At 63.9% G+C, this 13,623-nt stretch carries 13 protein-coding genes; 8 read left to right on the forward strand and 5 right to left on the reverse strand.

Going from position 1 to position 13,623, the window contains the following annotated elements; all coding sequences use genetic code 11:
• Nucleotides 1-113: 113 nt before the first annotated feature.
• Nucleotides 114-1,550: an alpha/beta fold hydrolase gene (locus tag ACFELO_RS08510; RefSeq protein ID WP_440957346.1), complete on the reverse strand. Its 1,437-nt coding sequence runs from the start codon at nt 1,548-1,550 to the stop codon at nt 114-116.
• A gap of 139 nt (nt 1,551-1,689) precedes the next feature.
• Here ACFELO_RS08510 and ACFELO_RS08515 point away from each other — a divergent pair, with 139 nt between their 5' ends.
• From ACFELO_RS08515 to ACFELO_RS08530, 4 genes are all read left to right on the forward strand, one after another.
• On the forward strand, nt 1,690-3,231 hold the full coding sequence (locus ACFELO_RS08515; RefSeq protein WP_440957347.1) for a LytTR family DNA-binding domain-containing protein: 1,542 nt from the start codon (nt 1,690-1,692) through the stop codon (nt 3,229-3,231).
• A gap of 70 nt (nt 3,232-3,301) precedes the next feature.
• On the forward strand, nt 3,302-3,748 hold the full coding sequence (locus tag ACFELO_RS08520; protein WP_440957348.1) for a DUF4126 domain-containing protein: 447 nt from the start codon (nt 3,302-3,304) through the stop codon (nt 3,746-3,748).
• A gap of 80 nt (nt 3,749-3,828) precedes the next feature.
• Nucleotides 3,829-4,512, forward strand: coding sequence for a type 1 glutamine amidotransferase domain-containing protein (locus ACFELO_RS08525; protein ID WP_440957349.1), 684 nt, complete (start codon nt 3,829-3,831; stop codon nt 4,510-4,512).
• Between the two features lie 108 nt (nt 4,513-4,620).
• Nucleotides 4,621-5,124, forward strand: a complete 504-nt coding sequence (locus tag ACFELO_RS08530; protein ID WP_440957350.1) for a hypothetical protein — start codon at nt 4,621-4,623, stop codon at nt 5,122-5,124.
• A 56-nt stretch (nt 5,125-5,180) separates the two neighbouring features.
• Here ACFELO_RS08530 and ACFELO_RS08535 read toward each other — a convergent pair whose 3' ends face one another.
• Nucleotides 5,181-5,381, reverse strand: a complete 201-nt coding sequence (locus ACFELO_RS08535; RefSeq protein WP_440957351.1) for a SlyX family protein — start codon at nt 5,379-5,381, stop codon at nt 5,181-5,183.
• A gap of 3 nt (nt 5,382-5,384) precedes the next feature.
• Nucleotides 5,385-6,953 (reverse strand): glutamine-hydrolyzing GMP synthase, encoded by a 1,569-nt coding sequence (guaA, locus tag ACFELO_RS08540; RefSeq protein WP_440957352.1) that lies wholly within the window; start codon nt 6,951-6,953, stop codon nt 5,385-5,387.
• Between the two features lie 59 nt (nt 6,954-7,012).
• On the opposite strand from guaA, the gene ACFELO_RS08545 reads away from it, so the two are divergent.
• The 3 genes from ACFELO_RS08545 to ACFELO_RS08555 all read left to right on the forward strand — a co-directional run bounded on the left by ACFELO_RS08545 (nt 7,013) and on the right by ACFELO_RS08555 (nt 10,278).
• Nucleotides 7,013-7,459: a hypothetical protein gene (locus ACFELO_RS08545; protein WP_440957353.1), complete on the forward strand. Its 447-nt coding sequence runs from the start codon at nt 7,013-7,015 to the stop codon at nt 7,457-7,459.
• A gap of 72 nt (nt 7,460-7,531) precedes the next feature.
• On the forward strand, nt 7,532-9,484 hold the full coding sequence (locus ACFELO_RS08550) for a copper resistance system multicopper oxidase (RefSeq protein WP_440957354.1): 1,953 nt from the start codon (nt 7,532-7,534) through the stop codon (nt 9,482-9,484).
• On the forward strand, nt 9,481-10,278 hold the full coding sequence (locus ACFELO_RS08555; RefSeq protein ID WP_440957355.1) for a copper resistance protein B: 798 nt from the start codon (nt 9,481-9,483) through the stop codon (nt 10,276-10,278). Before ACFELO_RS08550 ends, ACFELO_RS08555 begins: the two co-directional genes overlap by 4 nt.
• Before the next feature lie 30 nt (nt 10,279-10,308).
• Here ACFELO_RS08555 and ACFELO_RS08560 read toward each other — a convergent pair whose 3' ends face one another.
• The gene (locus tag ACFELO_RS08560; RefSeq protein ID WP_440957356.1) at nt 10,309-11,163 is read right to left on the reverse strand and encodes an alpha/beta hydrolase; all 855 of its coding nucleotides are present in this window, start codon (nt 11,161-11,163) and stop codon (nt 10,309-10,311) included.
• Nucleotides 11,160-12,476 carry an RsmB/NOP family class I SAM-dependent RNA methyltransferase gene (locus ACFELO_RS08565; protein WP_440957357.1) on the reverse strand — a complete coding sequence of 439 codons (1,317 nt, stop codon included), beginning with the start codon at nt 12,474-12,476 and terminating at the stop codon, nt 11,160-11,162. The genes ACFELO_RS08560 and ACFELO_RS08565 overlap by 4 nt, the downstream gene beginning before the upstream one ends.
• Before the next feature lie 346 nt (nt 12,477-12,822).
• Here ACFELO_RS08565 and ACFELO_RS08570 point away from each other — a divergent pair, with 346 nt between their 5' ends.
• On the forward strand, nt 12,823-13,572 hold the full coding sequence (locus ACFELO_RS08570; protein ID WP_440957358.1) for an isocitrate lyase/PEP mutase family protein: 750 nt from the start codon (nt 12,823-12,825) through the stop codon (nt 13,570-13,572).
• Nucleotides 13,573-13,623 lie beyond the last annotated feature (51 nt).

The following is a 13,623-nucleotide window of genomic DNA, read 5'->3' on the forward strand; positions in this document are numbered from 1 at the left end:
CTGCTCCCGCCCTCACCACTCTTGGAAGACTGGCGCTGATTGGCGCAGCTGACAATCACCCTGGCGCACCAGGACGCGAAGCCGGCCAGACCCGAAGGTCTGGCCAGGCCCGGCTAGAACGGCAGGTCAGTCAGGTCGGGAAGCGGCGCAATAATATGCTCGCCATCCACATCCGCGCCGCTCATGAAGCGATGCATGACCGTATGAACGTCCGGCGTGGTCATGAACAGGTTGTGCCCCGCATTCTCAACGATCACCCAGTCCACCTCGCTCATTCCTGACAGGGCTTCGCGCTGGCTCTGCGGGTAGGTGCGGCCATCCAGCGTGCCCGACAGCAGCAGGATTGGCGTGTCGCCGACCGGGTCGGCGCGGAAGGCGTCTCCCAGATCAAAGTCCTCCCAGACACCGAGCATCTGAGGCATGGGAAAGTTCAGATAGCCGCTCAGCCGCGCAGTGGGGACTTCAGCCTCCACCTGCGCCAGACGCGCCGCACTGATGCCGGACGCCAGATCCATGGCCGCGGGCATGGGTTGCAGGGTGATCGGCTGACCCAGCTCGTAATACTGGCCCACAATGGCGGACGCGATATGGGCGCTGCCCGCCTGATCAATCTCGGCATACATGGCCAGCGCAATCGCCGCCGTCCCCGGATCCGCAATCAGTCCTGACGTGATCTGTTGCAGATCCCGACGCTGCAGCAGGAAGGGCCTGACGCCCTCAGCCGTGCGCACCTCAATCATCATAGGCGCCTGCTCCATCCGCTCATGCACCCGCGTCATCAGTGCGGCAATATCGGGATAGAGGGCGGCAGTGGCGGGCTGAGTGTTCACAGCCTGCTGCAGACGATCAAAGTAAGCCTCTGTTTGAGATGGCAGTTTCACCGTCTGATCCAGCCCTTCCGCGCTGGCCAGAATGGCGCGGTCAATCTGGTCGGGAATGGCCTTGAGCGCCGCCATGGCCAGATGCGTGCCATAGGAAATGCCCCATAGCGTCACCTGCTCCGCGCCCAGATGCGTGCGCAGATCGGCAATGTCCTCGACACTTTCGGCGGTCGTATAGCCTTCAATGTCGATGCCGGCCTCCGACCAGAAGACCCGGCAGTCCTGCATCGCCTGACGATAGGCGTGCGCCAGATCCGCATCCCGGCTTGGTTCTGTTTCAGACACGCGCACATCAGAGACGCAGGTCGGCAAGTCATTGATCGACAGGCCCGTGCCGCGCTGGTCAAAGGCGATGACATCGCCATGGCGGCGCATCTGCATGAACAGGTCAAAGCGCTGGCGCCGCGCCGTCCCGGTTCCCGACCCGCCGGGCCCGCCCGCCAGATAGACGATGGGCGATCCGCTGGCGCCCTCAAGCGCGGGGAAGCGCACATAGCCGATCTCGATCATCCGGCTATCGGGGCTTCTTCGGTTCTCCGGCACGCTGAACGCGCCCTGAAACGCCTCGACAGTTTCGCCCGAATGGCTGGTGAACATGATCGGCTCTTCAGCCATGGCCGCGCCGGACAGCGCGATCGCCGGAATGAGGGAGAGAAGTCCTGACCGCATGTTTTGTCTCCATAGTGGGTCTCCCGCTCTTGCGGCGGGACAGCGGTCATGGTTGTTCCAGGTCACCGCCCCGTCAGGCGCTCATCGGTGAGCGGCGAGGTCGGATCGACGAACGGCGCACCTTTTACACTTCCGGCACATGACCCGATTTTTCCTGTTCCTTTGCGCCCTGGCGCTCATCGCCCTCATGTCGACAGGCTCCGCCCGGTCGCAGGAACCGCTCACCCTGCGCAACGCGCCGCTGACCGTCTGTCCTGTGACCGGCGAGACAAGCGCCCTGCCCGATTTCACCGGGCCGGAGTGTGAGACGATGGACTTCAATGCGCTGGATCCGCAAGGACGGCATCTGTGGGTGCAAGCCCAACTCATGCTCGATGCGGACTGGATCGCCTCGCCCGGCCCCAAGGGCGTCTATCTGTCCGGGCTCGCCGCCAGCGAGATCCATCTCAATGGCGTTCTGCTCGGCGCCAATGGCGTGCCGGGAGACACAGCCGCCCGGGAACGTCCGGGCCGGATCGACTTCGCCGCCCATGCGCCCCGGGACGTGTTCGTCGCAGGTGAGAACACGCTCGTCCTGCGTCTGTCCTCCCATCATGGCTTTCTGAACCTGACAGCCCCCATGCAGGCGGCGTTTCTGGCCGAGTACGGTTCTCCGACCAGCCGCATCCTGAGCTATTACTGGCCCAGCCTGATCATGTTCGGGGTCTTCGCATTGGGCGTGCTGGTGTTCACCGCCATGGCCGCCCGCGCCGAGGACAAGGAGGACCCCGTCATTCTGGCTGTGCTGTGTGCAGCGCTCGGCGCGCAATTGCTGATCGAGGCCGCGCGCGGGCTGATCAGCTATCCCTATCCGCTGCATGACTGGCGGCTGATCGGCATTGTCGCCAGCGCCTTCCTGACCTCGCTCAGCCTGATGGCGCTGGTGCTCAAGCGCTTCACGCCGCTCTCGCTGAACACCCGCGTGGCAGGGCTGGGTCTGGGCGCACTCTTCCTCTTGCTCCCCGTCTTTCTCAGCCGCGGCTTTGACGGCAAGACCTGGGCGGTGCTGACGCTGGCTTTCACCCTGTGCGCAATCGTTTGCGGCTATCAGGGGCTCAGAGGCCGCCGGGATGCGCGCATCTTCGCAGCAGGGTTCGCCCTGTCCGCGGTCATCGCCGTCTACACAGACAGCGTCTTCATCGACTTTCACCTCTATTGGCTCGCCGGTCTGTTCTTGATCGCCCTGTTCGTCCAGCAGGCGCTGACCCTGCTGCGCGAGCAACGCATCAGGGCGTCTGAAACCCGCCGCGCCGAGGCGCTGGACACGGCGCTCGCGCTGGCGCGTCAGGCGTCTGACCCAGCCACGCTGCAGCTGGAGAACGGGGGCCGGACGGACTTCGTTCGCACACAGGAGATCACCCGCATTCAGGCCGCCGGCGATTATGCAGAACTTCATTACGAAGACGGGCGCTGCGTCCTCTACACGATCACCCTCGCCAGGCTGGAGGAGCAACTGCCTCCGACCTTCCTGCGCGTGCACCGCTCTCACATCGTCAACACCGCCCATGTGGAGACGCTTGAACGCGAGGCGGGCGGTGGTGGTCGCCTGATCCTGCGCTGGGGCGAGGAAGTCCCGGTCAGCCGCCGCATCCTGCCGCGCGTGCGCAGCGCGCTCTCTGCGCCTGACGCTGTACAATCCTGAGATTTTCGCCGGAACTATCGCGCACGATAGACGTTGGGTCTGCCAGATACAGGCGAATGATGGGACGGGCATGACGATACTGGCCGCTTTTCTACTCGGGCTTCTGACCGGCGCACGCACCTTCATGGCGCTGGCCCTGGTCAGCGGCTACGCCTTGTTCCTGTCGCCTGACACTTTGATCGCCCCCTTTGCCTGGCTGGGTGAGTGGTGGGCCTTCCTCCCGCTCGCCATTCTGGCCGGGCTGGAATTGTGGGGCGACAAGCAGCCCCGCACCCCGTCGCGCACGCAAACCGGCGGCCTTCTGGCGCGGCTGATCTCGGCCTCGGTGGCTGGCGCGGCGATTGGCGGCCTGTTGCCCGCCATGGCCGGAATACTGGGCGCAGCGGCGGGGACCTATGGCTGCGCCTATCTGCGCGGCTGGCTGGCGTCGCGCTTTGATTCTGACTTCAAGGCTGCGCTGACCGAGGACGCTTTGGCGATCACTGGCCCGCTCGCCGTCCTCGTCCTGATCGTCTGATACCCACACCTCACGCGTGGTTGAAGCGCATCCATGCGCACCTACGTCTTAGTGCTCATCCCCCCGAAGGAGCTCCCCCCATGCATATCCTGATGGTCCTGACCTCTCATGATCAACTCGGCGACACCGGCGAAAAGACCGGCTTCTGGCTCGAGGAATTCGCGGCCCCCTATTACGCCTTCAAGGATGGCGGGGCGAAGATCACCCTCGCATCGCCCAAGGGCGGCCAGCCGCCGCTTGATCCCAAAAGCGATGACGAAAGCGCCCAGACCGAGGACACGCGTCGCTTCAAAAACGACGAGGACGCGCAGAAAGCGCTGGCCAATACGGTCATGCTCGACACTGTCAGTTCAGAGGACTTTGACGCCGTCTTCTATCCTGGCGGCCATGGCCCGCTCTGGGATCTGACCAATGACGAGCATTCGGTCGCGCTGATCGAGGCGTTCTGGAAGGCTGACAAGCCCGTCGCCGCGGTCTGCCACGCCCCGTCCGTCCTGCTGAACGCCAAGGACGAGCATGGCCACCCGCTGGTCAAGGGCCGCAAGGTCACCGGCTTCACCAATTCCGAGGAAGAGGCCGTGGGCCTGACCAACGTCGTCCCCCATCTTCTCGAAGACGCGCTGAAGGAACAGGGCGGCGATTATCACAAGGGGGATGACTGGGCGCCGTTCGCCGTGTCCGATCACCGCCTGATTACTGGCCAGAACCCGGCTTCATCTCGCCCGGTCGCCGAAGCGCTGATGGCCCAGCTCAAGATCGGCTAGGGCCTCTGTTTAAAGCCCCGGGCGGACGCCCGGGGCTTTTTTTTGAGGTCTCGTTAAACCCCTGAGGCGATACTGAACGCTGCAATGCGTTGCCCGAAGGGGGAATCCATGCGTGCCCTGTTACTGGTGCTCCTGTTCGCACTCACCGCCTGTCAGGAGGTTTCGGGCCCGCCCCCGGCGCCGGACTATCCCGCACCCAATCACCAGATCGCCCGTCGCGCCTATGAAGCCGCCCTGCGCTTTGATGGCTATGACAATCTGGCCAGCGAGAGCCGTGCCGAGCGCATGTCCGCCTTCCGCTATCAGCTGGAGGTTCAGGAGGCCCGGCGCGAGCGCACCCGGGATGACACGCTTGAGGCGCTGGCCGCCCTGCGGCGGGTCAATGTAGACAGCTGCGCCTGGCGCAGACTGACCCGCGAGGACTTGCCGGACTGGGCGCGCGACCGGGTGCAGACCGTGCCCGAGGTGGCCTATGAGTGCGCCTTCACGCTCTATTTCCAGCGCTCGGGTCCGCCGCCCGGCCCGCGTCTGAACGAAACCGCCACCGGCCTGTTCTTCATGCGCGACGGCGACTGGCACTATATGGGCCGCATGCCCAACCCGTATAATTGACGCAAAACGGGCGGCCACAGGGCCGCCCGTTTCCGTCTGTGTCGAGTGGACCGCGCTCAATAATGCGGCGGCTTCTCGTTCGCCGGGGCCGGCAGGCCCGCCTCCAGCTCTGAAATGCGGGTGTCAGACTGGCTCAGCCGCGCTTTCAGCGCCTCGATCTCCCGGGTCTGACGGGTCAGAACTTCAGAGAGATCATCGAGCATCTGCTGCTGCTCGGCGACATGGATTTCAAGACGGTCGAGACGATCAGAGGTCATCGCCTACTCCCACTCAATGGTTCCCGGCGGTTTGGAGGTGACGTCGTAGACGACCCGGTTCACGCCGCGCACTTCATTGATGATGCGGGTGGCGACGCGGCCCAGGAAGTCATGATCGAACGGGAAATAATCCGCCGTCATGCCATCGGTGGAGGTCACAGCCCGCAGGGCCAGCACATTGTCATAGGTGCGGGCATCGCCCATCACGCCGACGGTTTGCACGGGCAGCAGCACGGCGAACGCCTGCCAGATGCTGTCGTAAAGACCCGCCTTGCGAATTTCCTCGATATAGATCGAGTCCGCCTTGCGCAGCACGTCAGCCTTTTCCTTGGTCACCTCGCCCGGAATACGGATGGCAAGGCCCGGCCCCGGGAAGGGGTGACGACCGATAAAGCTTTCGGGCAGGCCCAGCTCGCGCCCCAGCGCGCGGACCTCGTCCTTGAACAATTCACGCAGCGGTTCGACGAGCTTCATGTTCATGCGCTCGGGCAGACCGCCCACATTGTGGTGCGACTTGATGGTGACCGACGGGCCGCCGTCAAAGCTCACGGACTCGATCACGTCCGGATAGAGCGTGCCCTGAGCCAGGAAGTCCGCACCGCCGACCCCCTTGGCCTTGTCTTCAAAGACGTCGATGAAGAGCTTGCCGATGGTCTTGCGCTTTTTCTCGGGATCGCTTTCGCCCGCCAGCGCAGTGAGGAAGCGCTCTTCCTCATCCGCGGCCACCAGCGGGATATTGTAGTGCTCACGGAAGAGGGTCACGACCTGATCGGCTTCGCCCGAGCGCATCAAACCCGTATCGACGAACACGCAGGTAAGCTGGTCGCCGATCGCTTCGTGGATCAGAACGGCCGCGACAGAGCTGTCCACGCCGCCCGACAGACCGCAGATCACCCGGCCCGAGCCGACCTGTTCGCGGATCTTGGCGATGGCCTCTTCCTTGAAGGCGGCCATGGTCCAGTCGCCCTTCATCCCCGCAATCTTGTGGGTGAAGTTGCGCAGGATCAGCGCGCCGCGCGGCGTGTTGACCACTTCGGGGTGGAACTGCACGCCATAGAAGCGACGGCTCTCGTCCGCGATGGCGGCGAAGGGCGCGTTGGCGCTGGCGGCGATGGGATGAAAGCCCTGCGGGATCGCGTTCACGCGGTCGCCATGGCTCATCCACACGCGTTCGAGATGGCCAACCTCGCCAATGCCGTCAAAGAGCGGAGTGTCAGCGACGATCTCGATGTCGGCGCGGCCGAACTCGCGTTCTTCCGCCGCTTCCACGCTGCCGCCCAGCTGGGCGCACATGGTCTGCTCGCCATAGCAGATGCCCAGCACCGGCAGGCCGCGTTCAAAGACGCTTTGCGTAGCACGCGGGGTGCCTTCGCCATGCACGGAGTTGGGACCGCCTGACAGGATGATCGCCTTGGGCGCAAAGGCGTCCAGGAAGGCGTCGTCCACGCGGTTGAAGGGGTGAACCTCGCAATAGACGCCACTTTCGCGGAGTCGGCGAGCAATCAGCTGGGTGACCTGACTGCCAAAGTCGATCACCAGCGCTTTTTCATGGTGGGCCTGAATCTCGGTCATGGCTGCGCATAGCGCAAGCGGACCGATTTCGCCAGAGGGTAAGCGCACGCGAGCGCGACATGTTTGCGCGTGCGGTTTTCCTGAGCGTGCAGGAGCGCTATGTTAGCGCCATGACTCACCGGTTCGCCAATCCCCTGCCCCAGATCCTGACCGCGATGATCTTCATCGCGTGCTGGACGATGCAGGTGTGCGCCCAGCCGATGACGCCCGCTGCGACAGATCACGGCGACGCCCACGCCCATCATCAGATGAGCGGACACGATCACCACAGCGCGCAGAGCGAACAGGCTGACCCCGAATGCGAGGAGAACGCCCTGTGCGGTGCGCCGCTGGTGCTCAATGATGCGCCCCAGCTCGACCTTCCGGTGATCCTGCCAGAAGCACCCAAACCTGACCTGAAGGCGCTGCGTGAAGTCGCGATGAAAGCGCCGGTCTTCGCCCCGCACCGCCCCCGCCCTCCGCCCAGACCGACCCCGGTCCAGCTCTTCGCCGTTCAGCTCAACTAGACCCGGACAAAAATCCCGCCCCTCCGGCGGATGATTGCCCCTGTCTGTTTGATGAGCTGAACGAGCCTTTTCATGATTACAAGACGATCCTGGCTGACCGGCGCTGGCGCGCTGACAGCCGCAAGCCTGACGCCCGGCTGGGCGCAGGCGAGCCGCGCGCTGAGCCAGCGCACCCCCGACGCCCTGACGGGCACGGTCTTCAACCTTGATATCGCCCGCACGCCCTTCCGCGTGGACGGACGCCGCGACAGCGCGGTGACGGTCAATGGCGGCGTGCCCGCCCCGCTCCTGCGATGGCGTGAAGGCGATGAGGTGACGCTGAATGTCACCAACCATCTGGATGTGGATAGCTCGATCCACTGGCACGGCATTCTCCTGCCGTTTCAGATGGATGGCGTGCCGGGCGTGAGCTTCCCCGGCATCCGCCCCGGCGAGACCTTCACCTATCGCTTCCGTCTGCGCCAATCGGGTACCTATTGGTATCACAGCCATTCGGGCCTGCAGGAGCAGGAAGGGTTATATGGCCCGATCATCGTCGATCCGGCCCATCACGACCCGGTCAGCTATGACCGCGAGCATGTGCTGGTGCTGAGCGACTGGACGTTCCTGTCGCCCGAAGCGCTGTTCAACCGCCTGAAAACCAACCCGGAAAGCCTGAACTTTAATCACCGCACCTTGGGTGATCTGTTTAATGACATGGGCGAGGACGGCGTGCGCGCCGCCCTGGCTGACCGCGCCATGTGGGGCCAGATGCGCATGAAGCCCACCGACATCTCAGATGTGGGTGGCGGCACTTACACCTATCTCGTGAACGGCAAGGGGCCGGACAGCAACTGGACCGGCCTGTTTGAACCGGGTGAGCGGGTGCGCCTGCGCATCATCAATGCCTCGGCCATGACGATCTTCAATCTGCGCATTCCGGGCCTGCCCATGAGCGTGGTTCAGGCGGACGGCCAGAACGTCCAACCGGTCGAGACCGACGAGCTGCAAATCGGCGTCGCGGAAACCTATGACGTGGTGGTCACCCCGCGCGAAGACCGCGCCTTCACCATCATGGCCGAAAGCATTGAGCGGCTTGGCTATGCCCGCGCCACCCTGGCCCCGCGTGAGGGCATGTCGGCCGAGGTTCCCGCGCTGCGCCCCACCCCGCTTCTGACCATGCGCGATATGGGCATGGATCATGGCGCAATGGGTCATGGGAGCATGGATCACGGCTCCATGGACCATAGCCAGATGAACCACGGGTCTATGGATCATGGTCAGATGGATCATTCCGCGCATTCCGGACACACCTCCATGGCGATGGCGGACAGCGCGCCGGTCACCCACAATCACTCCGAGGGGCCCGGCGTCGCCAACCTCAACATGGCGCCGATCAGTCGTCTTGAAGAGCCGGGGATCGGGCTCGAAGATGTGGACCATCGCGTCCTCACCTATTCCCAGTTGCGCAGCCTCGAGGCCAATCCCGACCTCCGCGCGCCGGGGCGTGAGATGCAGATCCATCTCACCTCCAATATGGAGCGATACATGTGGTCGTTTGACGGCGTACGCTTCACCGAGATCGAGGCCCCCATCATCTTCCACGAAGGCGAACGCCTGCGGGTGAGCCTGGTGAACGACACCATGATGCCCCACCCGATCCACCTTCACGGCATGTTCTTCGAGCTCGTGAATGGCGGAGGCGATCATAAACCGCGAAAGCACACCGTCATCGTAAAACCGGGCGAGCGCCTCGCCTTTGACTTGACCGCCAATGAGCCCGGCGACTGGGCCTTCCATTGTCACCTGCTCTATCACATGCATGCCGGCATGATGCAGGTCGTCTCGGTACGGCCCGGCCCGATGGATCACTCGGCGCATCAGGGGCATGCGGGCCATCATCAGCCCGAACCCGCGCCAATGGACCATTCAAGCCATTCCAGCCATGGCGGCCACCAGGGCCATCACGCCCCCGCGCCAGAGCCTGAACCGGCGCCCGCGCATCACAACCACCACACAGGTCACCATGGCGGAGGCGCCCAATGATCCGCTCACTCCTTCTGGGCGCAGCCTGCGCCCTCATCGCCGCCCCCGCTTTCGCGCAATGCCATGACGAGGGGCGTGACGAACCGCTGTGGAATGCGGCGGACCAGTATTTCGATGCGGATGTGATGGCGCAGGCGCGTCATGACGTGCTGCACCATTCCGGCGCCACGAAGCATTCCATGGTCATGCTCGACCGCTTTGAGTGGCAGGATGCGGATGGCGAAACGGCCCTCAAATGGGAGGGCGGCGTCTGGACCGGCGGCGATATCAACCGCCTCGTGATGAACTTCAAAGGCGCCTATTTGCCCGACGATGACAGCTTTGACGGCGGCGAGGTGGAGCTTCTCTACAGCCGCGCCGCGACCCGCTATTTCAACGTCCAGACCGGCCTGCGCCATGAGTTCGGCCCGGACGAGACCCAGGGCGTGATCGGCATCGAGGGGCTTGCGCCCTACTGGTTCGAGGTGAACGCCCACGCCTATCTGGGCGGTGAGGCCGGCGCCGCCATCGAGGCGGAACTGGAGTACGAAATCCTCTTCACTCAGCGCCTGATCCTGCAGCCGGTCGTCGAGACGCGCTTTGCGTTCGGGGACGCGCCTACGCTCGATCAGGGCACGGGCTTTACCGATGTGGAGGCTGGTTTGCGCCTGCGCTATGAAATCCGCCGCCAGTTCGCCCCCTATGTGGGCATCAGCTGGGAACGCAAGCTGGGCGAAACCGCCACGATCGCCCGCTCCATGGGCGACGAGGTGGAAGAAACCGCCCTACTCGCCGGTGTGCGCCTCTGGTTCTAGCGAGAAAGGCCCCGGCATCGCCGGGGCCTTTCAGTTTTGTTCGGACCCTAAAATCCAGTCGAGTCCGCGCATGAAGCCCTGAGGAAAGGTGGTTTCATGGCGCGCGTCCGTGATGATCTCCGCCTTGAGATCGAGAGATCGGTAATCGCGACTTTCAAGCCGCTCCACAAAACGGGTCTGATCTCCCGCCATGTCATTGCGCGTGGATTGCCCCGGCACTTCCAGTTCGCCGGTCGCGAAATAGACCTGCGCCGTCAGATCGTCATGAGACGCTGCATAAGCGGCTTCCAGCTCGAGGATCATATGGTCGTGATACCAGAGCGAGGGGCTGGTCAGGATATAGGCCGAAAACAGCTCGGGCTCGGTCAGCAGCACCCAGGCGCCAAAGGATCCGCCCAGCGACTGACCAGACAGGATGCGACGCGACGGGTCGGCATGATAGCGCATCTCGATCGCCGGAATGATCTCGCTGCGGAACAGGCCCAGATAGGCCTCACCGCCACCCGTCTCGCGCTGCCAGTCAGCATCCTCGGTCGGGGTGAAGTCCCGGACCCGGCTGTCCATGCCGTTTTCACCGATGGCATGGGAGATTCCCACCAGAATGGCGGGCTCCATCACGCGCGAATTCATCGGCACATGGGCCGCCCCGGTCGCCACCAGAAACGTATAGGGCCCGTCATTGAGATAGACGACCGGATAGCCCTCGGCCCGGACAGGGTCATAGCGCAGCGGCGTGCGGACATAGAGTTCGTAACTCCGTCCCGACACTGGGTCTGAAACTTCCAGCACCTCGGTGCGAGAGATTTCATAGGCGCGCGGACTTTCCTGTGCCTGCGCAGGCGCCAGCACCAGAACGGCGAAACAGGCGGCGAGTAGCGCTCTCACGCAGACCGCTCCATCACACACACATAAAACCCGTCCGTGCCGGTGCGGTGCGGTGTGAGCTGGAGGGCGCCGAAGCGGCCTTCAATGGCTTTGAGGCGCTCTTGCGCACCTTCGGCAAGGCGACCGGACTGGGCCATGGCGTCGCTCGCGGGCACGGGCGTGAATTCAGGGTGCGCCTCAAGGAAGCCCGCCACGCGGTCCTCGTTTTCCTCAGGCAGGACCGAACAGGTCACATAGACAAGCCGCCCGCCCGGTTTGACGAAGCGCCAGGCCTTTGACAGCACTTCATCCTGTTCAGACTGACGGCGCTGGAACGCCTCTTCCTTCAGGCGCCATTTGCTGTCCGGGCGACGCCGCCAGGTGCCCGAGCCCGAGCACGGCGCATCCATGAACACGCAATCGAGCTTGCCTTCAAGATCGCCCAGCGTTTCGGCTTCCTTACCGTCGCGCACCTGCACATTGCGCGCGCCCGAGCGTTGCAGCCGCGGCCAGATCGCGCGCAAGCGACGACCGTCATAATCCCAAGCGTAAAGCTGGCCGGTGTTCTCCATCAGCGCCGACAGAGCCAACGTCTTGCCCCCTGCTCCGGCGCAATAATCAAGCACTTGCGCGCCCTTGATATCGCCCGCTGCGAGCGCGGCGAGTTGGGAGCCGATATCCTGCACCTCGACCCAGCCCTTGCCATAGGCGGGAATGCTTTCAGCCCCCGGCGCCTTGGCGCGCGGATCGGTTTCGGGAATGCGCAGGCCATCGAGCGTCAGGTCCGACACCTCGATGCGTTTGATCTTGGAGGACACCGCGCCGAACGCCTTCTCCGGTTCGGCTTTCAGGCGGTTGATACGCAGATCCACCGGCGCCCGGCCCGCCATGGCCTGACCTTCCACAGCCGCGTCCGCGCCGTAGGCGCGCTCAAAGCTCGGCCCCAGCCATTCAGGCACATCGGCAAGGATATGAAGCGGCGTATCGTCAGGCGCGCCTTTGGAGAGACCGGCAATCTCGGCTTCGGTCAGGGGGTCGGGCGCATGCTCATCGCCTTCAAATGTCGCACTGATCGCCGCTGCATCCATGTCCCAGGCATAACCGAGAGCCCCCAGCACCAGCGCGCGCGGCGTGTCCTCGCCCATCACATGGCGCAGAAAGCCCCGTCGGCGCAGCGCGTCCAGCACCAACCCCGACATCCAGGCGCGATCGCCAGAGCCTGCAAAGCGGTGCGCCTTGCCCCAGTCGCGCAGGGCGTCCTTCACCGGCTGGTGCCGGTTCATCACCGCGTCGAGCACTTCAATGGCGCCGGCGATCCGTCCTGCGTCACGCATGGGATAGTCTCTCTTCTTTTTGGGCCCTACGGGCCTTTGTTTGTTCGGCCTTCGGCCGGCGCACGGTCGCGCTTGCGGAGCAAAGCTCCGGGGTTTGTTCGGCCCTTCGGCCGGCGCGCGGTCGCGCTTGCGGAGCAAAGCTCCGAAGAGCGTTCTGATACACAGGCACGGCGCAAATTTCACGCCCTTCCCTCATCATATCCAGAGCCAGACAGCAAGCCGCATCAATATCCCAAGGACTCCCTTAACGCTGAACGGGTTCAAATTCGGTCCTGAAAGACACATAAACGAGCGCGCCTGCCGGTGCTCTGGCGAAACGCGCTCTGGATGAAGAGGGAAAACGTCCATGTATGCAAAATTCGCTGAACTCCACGCCCCCGGCTCTCCGCTCGTCCTGTTCAACGCCTGGGACGCAGGCAGCGCGCTGGCCATTGAACGCTCCGGCGCCAAGGCCATCGCCACATCGAGTTGGGCGGTCGCCGCCGCGCTCGGGTTCGAGGACGGGGAATCCCTGCCGCTGGAATGGCTGGAGAGGATCACCCGACGCATGGCGAAGACCATCTCCGTGCCGCTGACCGTCGATATCGAGACCGGCTATTCCGAAGACCCCGCCGAAGTCGCAGACCACGCCCTGCGCATGCGTAATACCGGCGCCGTCGGCATCAATATCGAAGACCGGGACCGCAAGACCGCGAGCCCCGTTCTGATCGAGAAGTTCACCGCCAAGCTGCGCGCCATCGTCCGCGCCCAGGCATCAGAAGGCGAGCCGCTGTTCATCAACGCCCGCAGCGAGGTGTTTTTCGACCCCGAAGACCCGACCCATCCCAGCGAGCGGATGGAGCATGCCGTCGAACGCGCCCATGCCTATGTGGATGCGGGCGCCGACGGAATTTTCTTTCCAGGATTGAGAGACCCCGACCTCGTCGCAAAACTCGTTGAGCGGATCGGCGCGCCCATCAATGTGATGGTCGGTGATGTGGAGCAGCTCAAGGTCATGAAAGCCGCCGGCGCACGGCGCATCAGTTTTGGTCCAGCCCCTTATCTGGCGGCTATGGACATGCTGACCGAGCGCTCACGCGAGGCCCTGTCGCTCTAGCCTGAACGCAAAACGCCCGGCGCACACGCCGGGCGTTCTTGTTCAACTGTT

Source organism: Oceanicaulis sp. LC35 (genome assembly GCF_052055585.1).
Classification (GTDB): Bacteria; Pseudomonadota; Alphaproteobacteria; order Caulobacterales; family Maricaulaceae; genus Oceanicaulis.

What these genes read in the sequence shown, in the direction of transcription:
- ACFELO_RS08565 (WP_440957357.1), bottom strand. Translation starts at nt 12,476, where the DNA reads ATGCGTGACGCAGGACGGATCGCCGGCGCCATTGAAGTGCTCGACGCG.
- ACFELO_RS08530 (WP_440957350.1), top strand. Translation starts at nt 4,621, where the DNA reads ATGCGTGCCCTGTTACTGGTGCTCCTGTTCGCACTCACCGCCTGTCAG.
- ACFELO_RS08510 (WP_440957346.1), bottom strand. Translation starts at nt 1,550, where the DNA reads ATGCGGTCAGGACTTCTCTCCCTCATTCCGGCGATCGCGCTGTCCGGC.
- ACFELO_RS08520 (WP_440957348.1), top strand. Translation starts at nt 3,302, where the DNA reads ATGACGATACTGGCCGCTTTTCTACTCGGGCTTCTGACCGGCGCACGC.
- ACFELO_RS08570 (WP_440957358.1), top strand. Translation starts at nt 12,823, where the DNA reads ATGTATGCAAAATTCGCTGAACTCCACGCCCCCGGCTCTCCGCTCGTC.
- guaA (WP_440957352.1), bottom strand. Translation starts at nt 6,953, where the DNA reads ATGACCGAGATTCAGGCCCACCATGAAAAAGCGCTGGTGATCGACTTT.
- ACFELO_RS08535 (WP_440957351.1), bottom strand. Translation starts at nt 5,381, where the DNA reads ATGACCTCTGATCGTCTCGACCGTCTTGAAATCCATGTCGCCGAGCAG.
- ACFELO_RS08555 (WP_440957355.1), top strand. Translation starts at nt 9,481, where the DNA reads ATGATCCGCTCACTCCTTCTGGGCGCAGCCTGCGCCCTCATCGCCGCC.
- ACFELO_RS08545 (WP_440957353.1), top strand. Translation starts at nt 7,013, where the DNA reads ATGTTTGCGCGTGCGGTTTTCCTGAGCGTGCAGGAGCGCTATGTTAGC.
- ACFELO_RS08525 (WP_440957349.1), top strand. Translation starts at nt 3,829, where the DNA reads ATGCATATCCTGATGGTCCTGACCTCTCATGATCAACTCGGCGACACC.
- ACFELO_RS08515 (WP_440957347.1), top strand. Translation starts at nt 1,690, where the DNA reads ATGACCCGATTTTTCCTGTTCCTTTGCGCCCTGGCGCTCATCGCCCTC.
- ACFELO_RS08550 (WP_440957354.1), top strand. Translation starts at nt 7,532, where the DNA reads ATGATTACAAGACGATCCTGGCTGACCGGCGCTGGCGCGCTGACAGCC.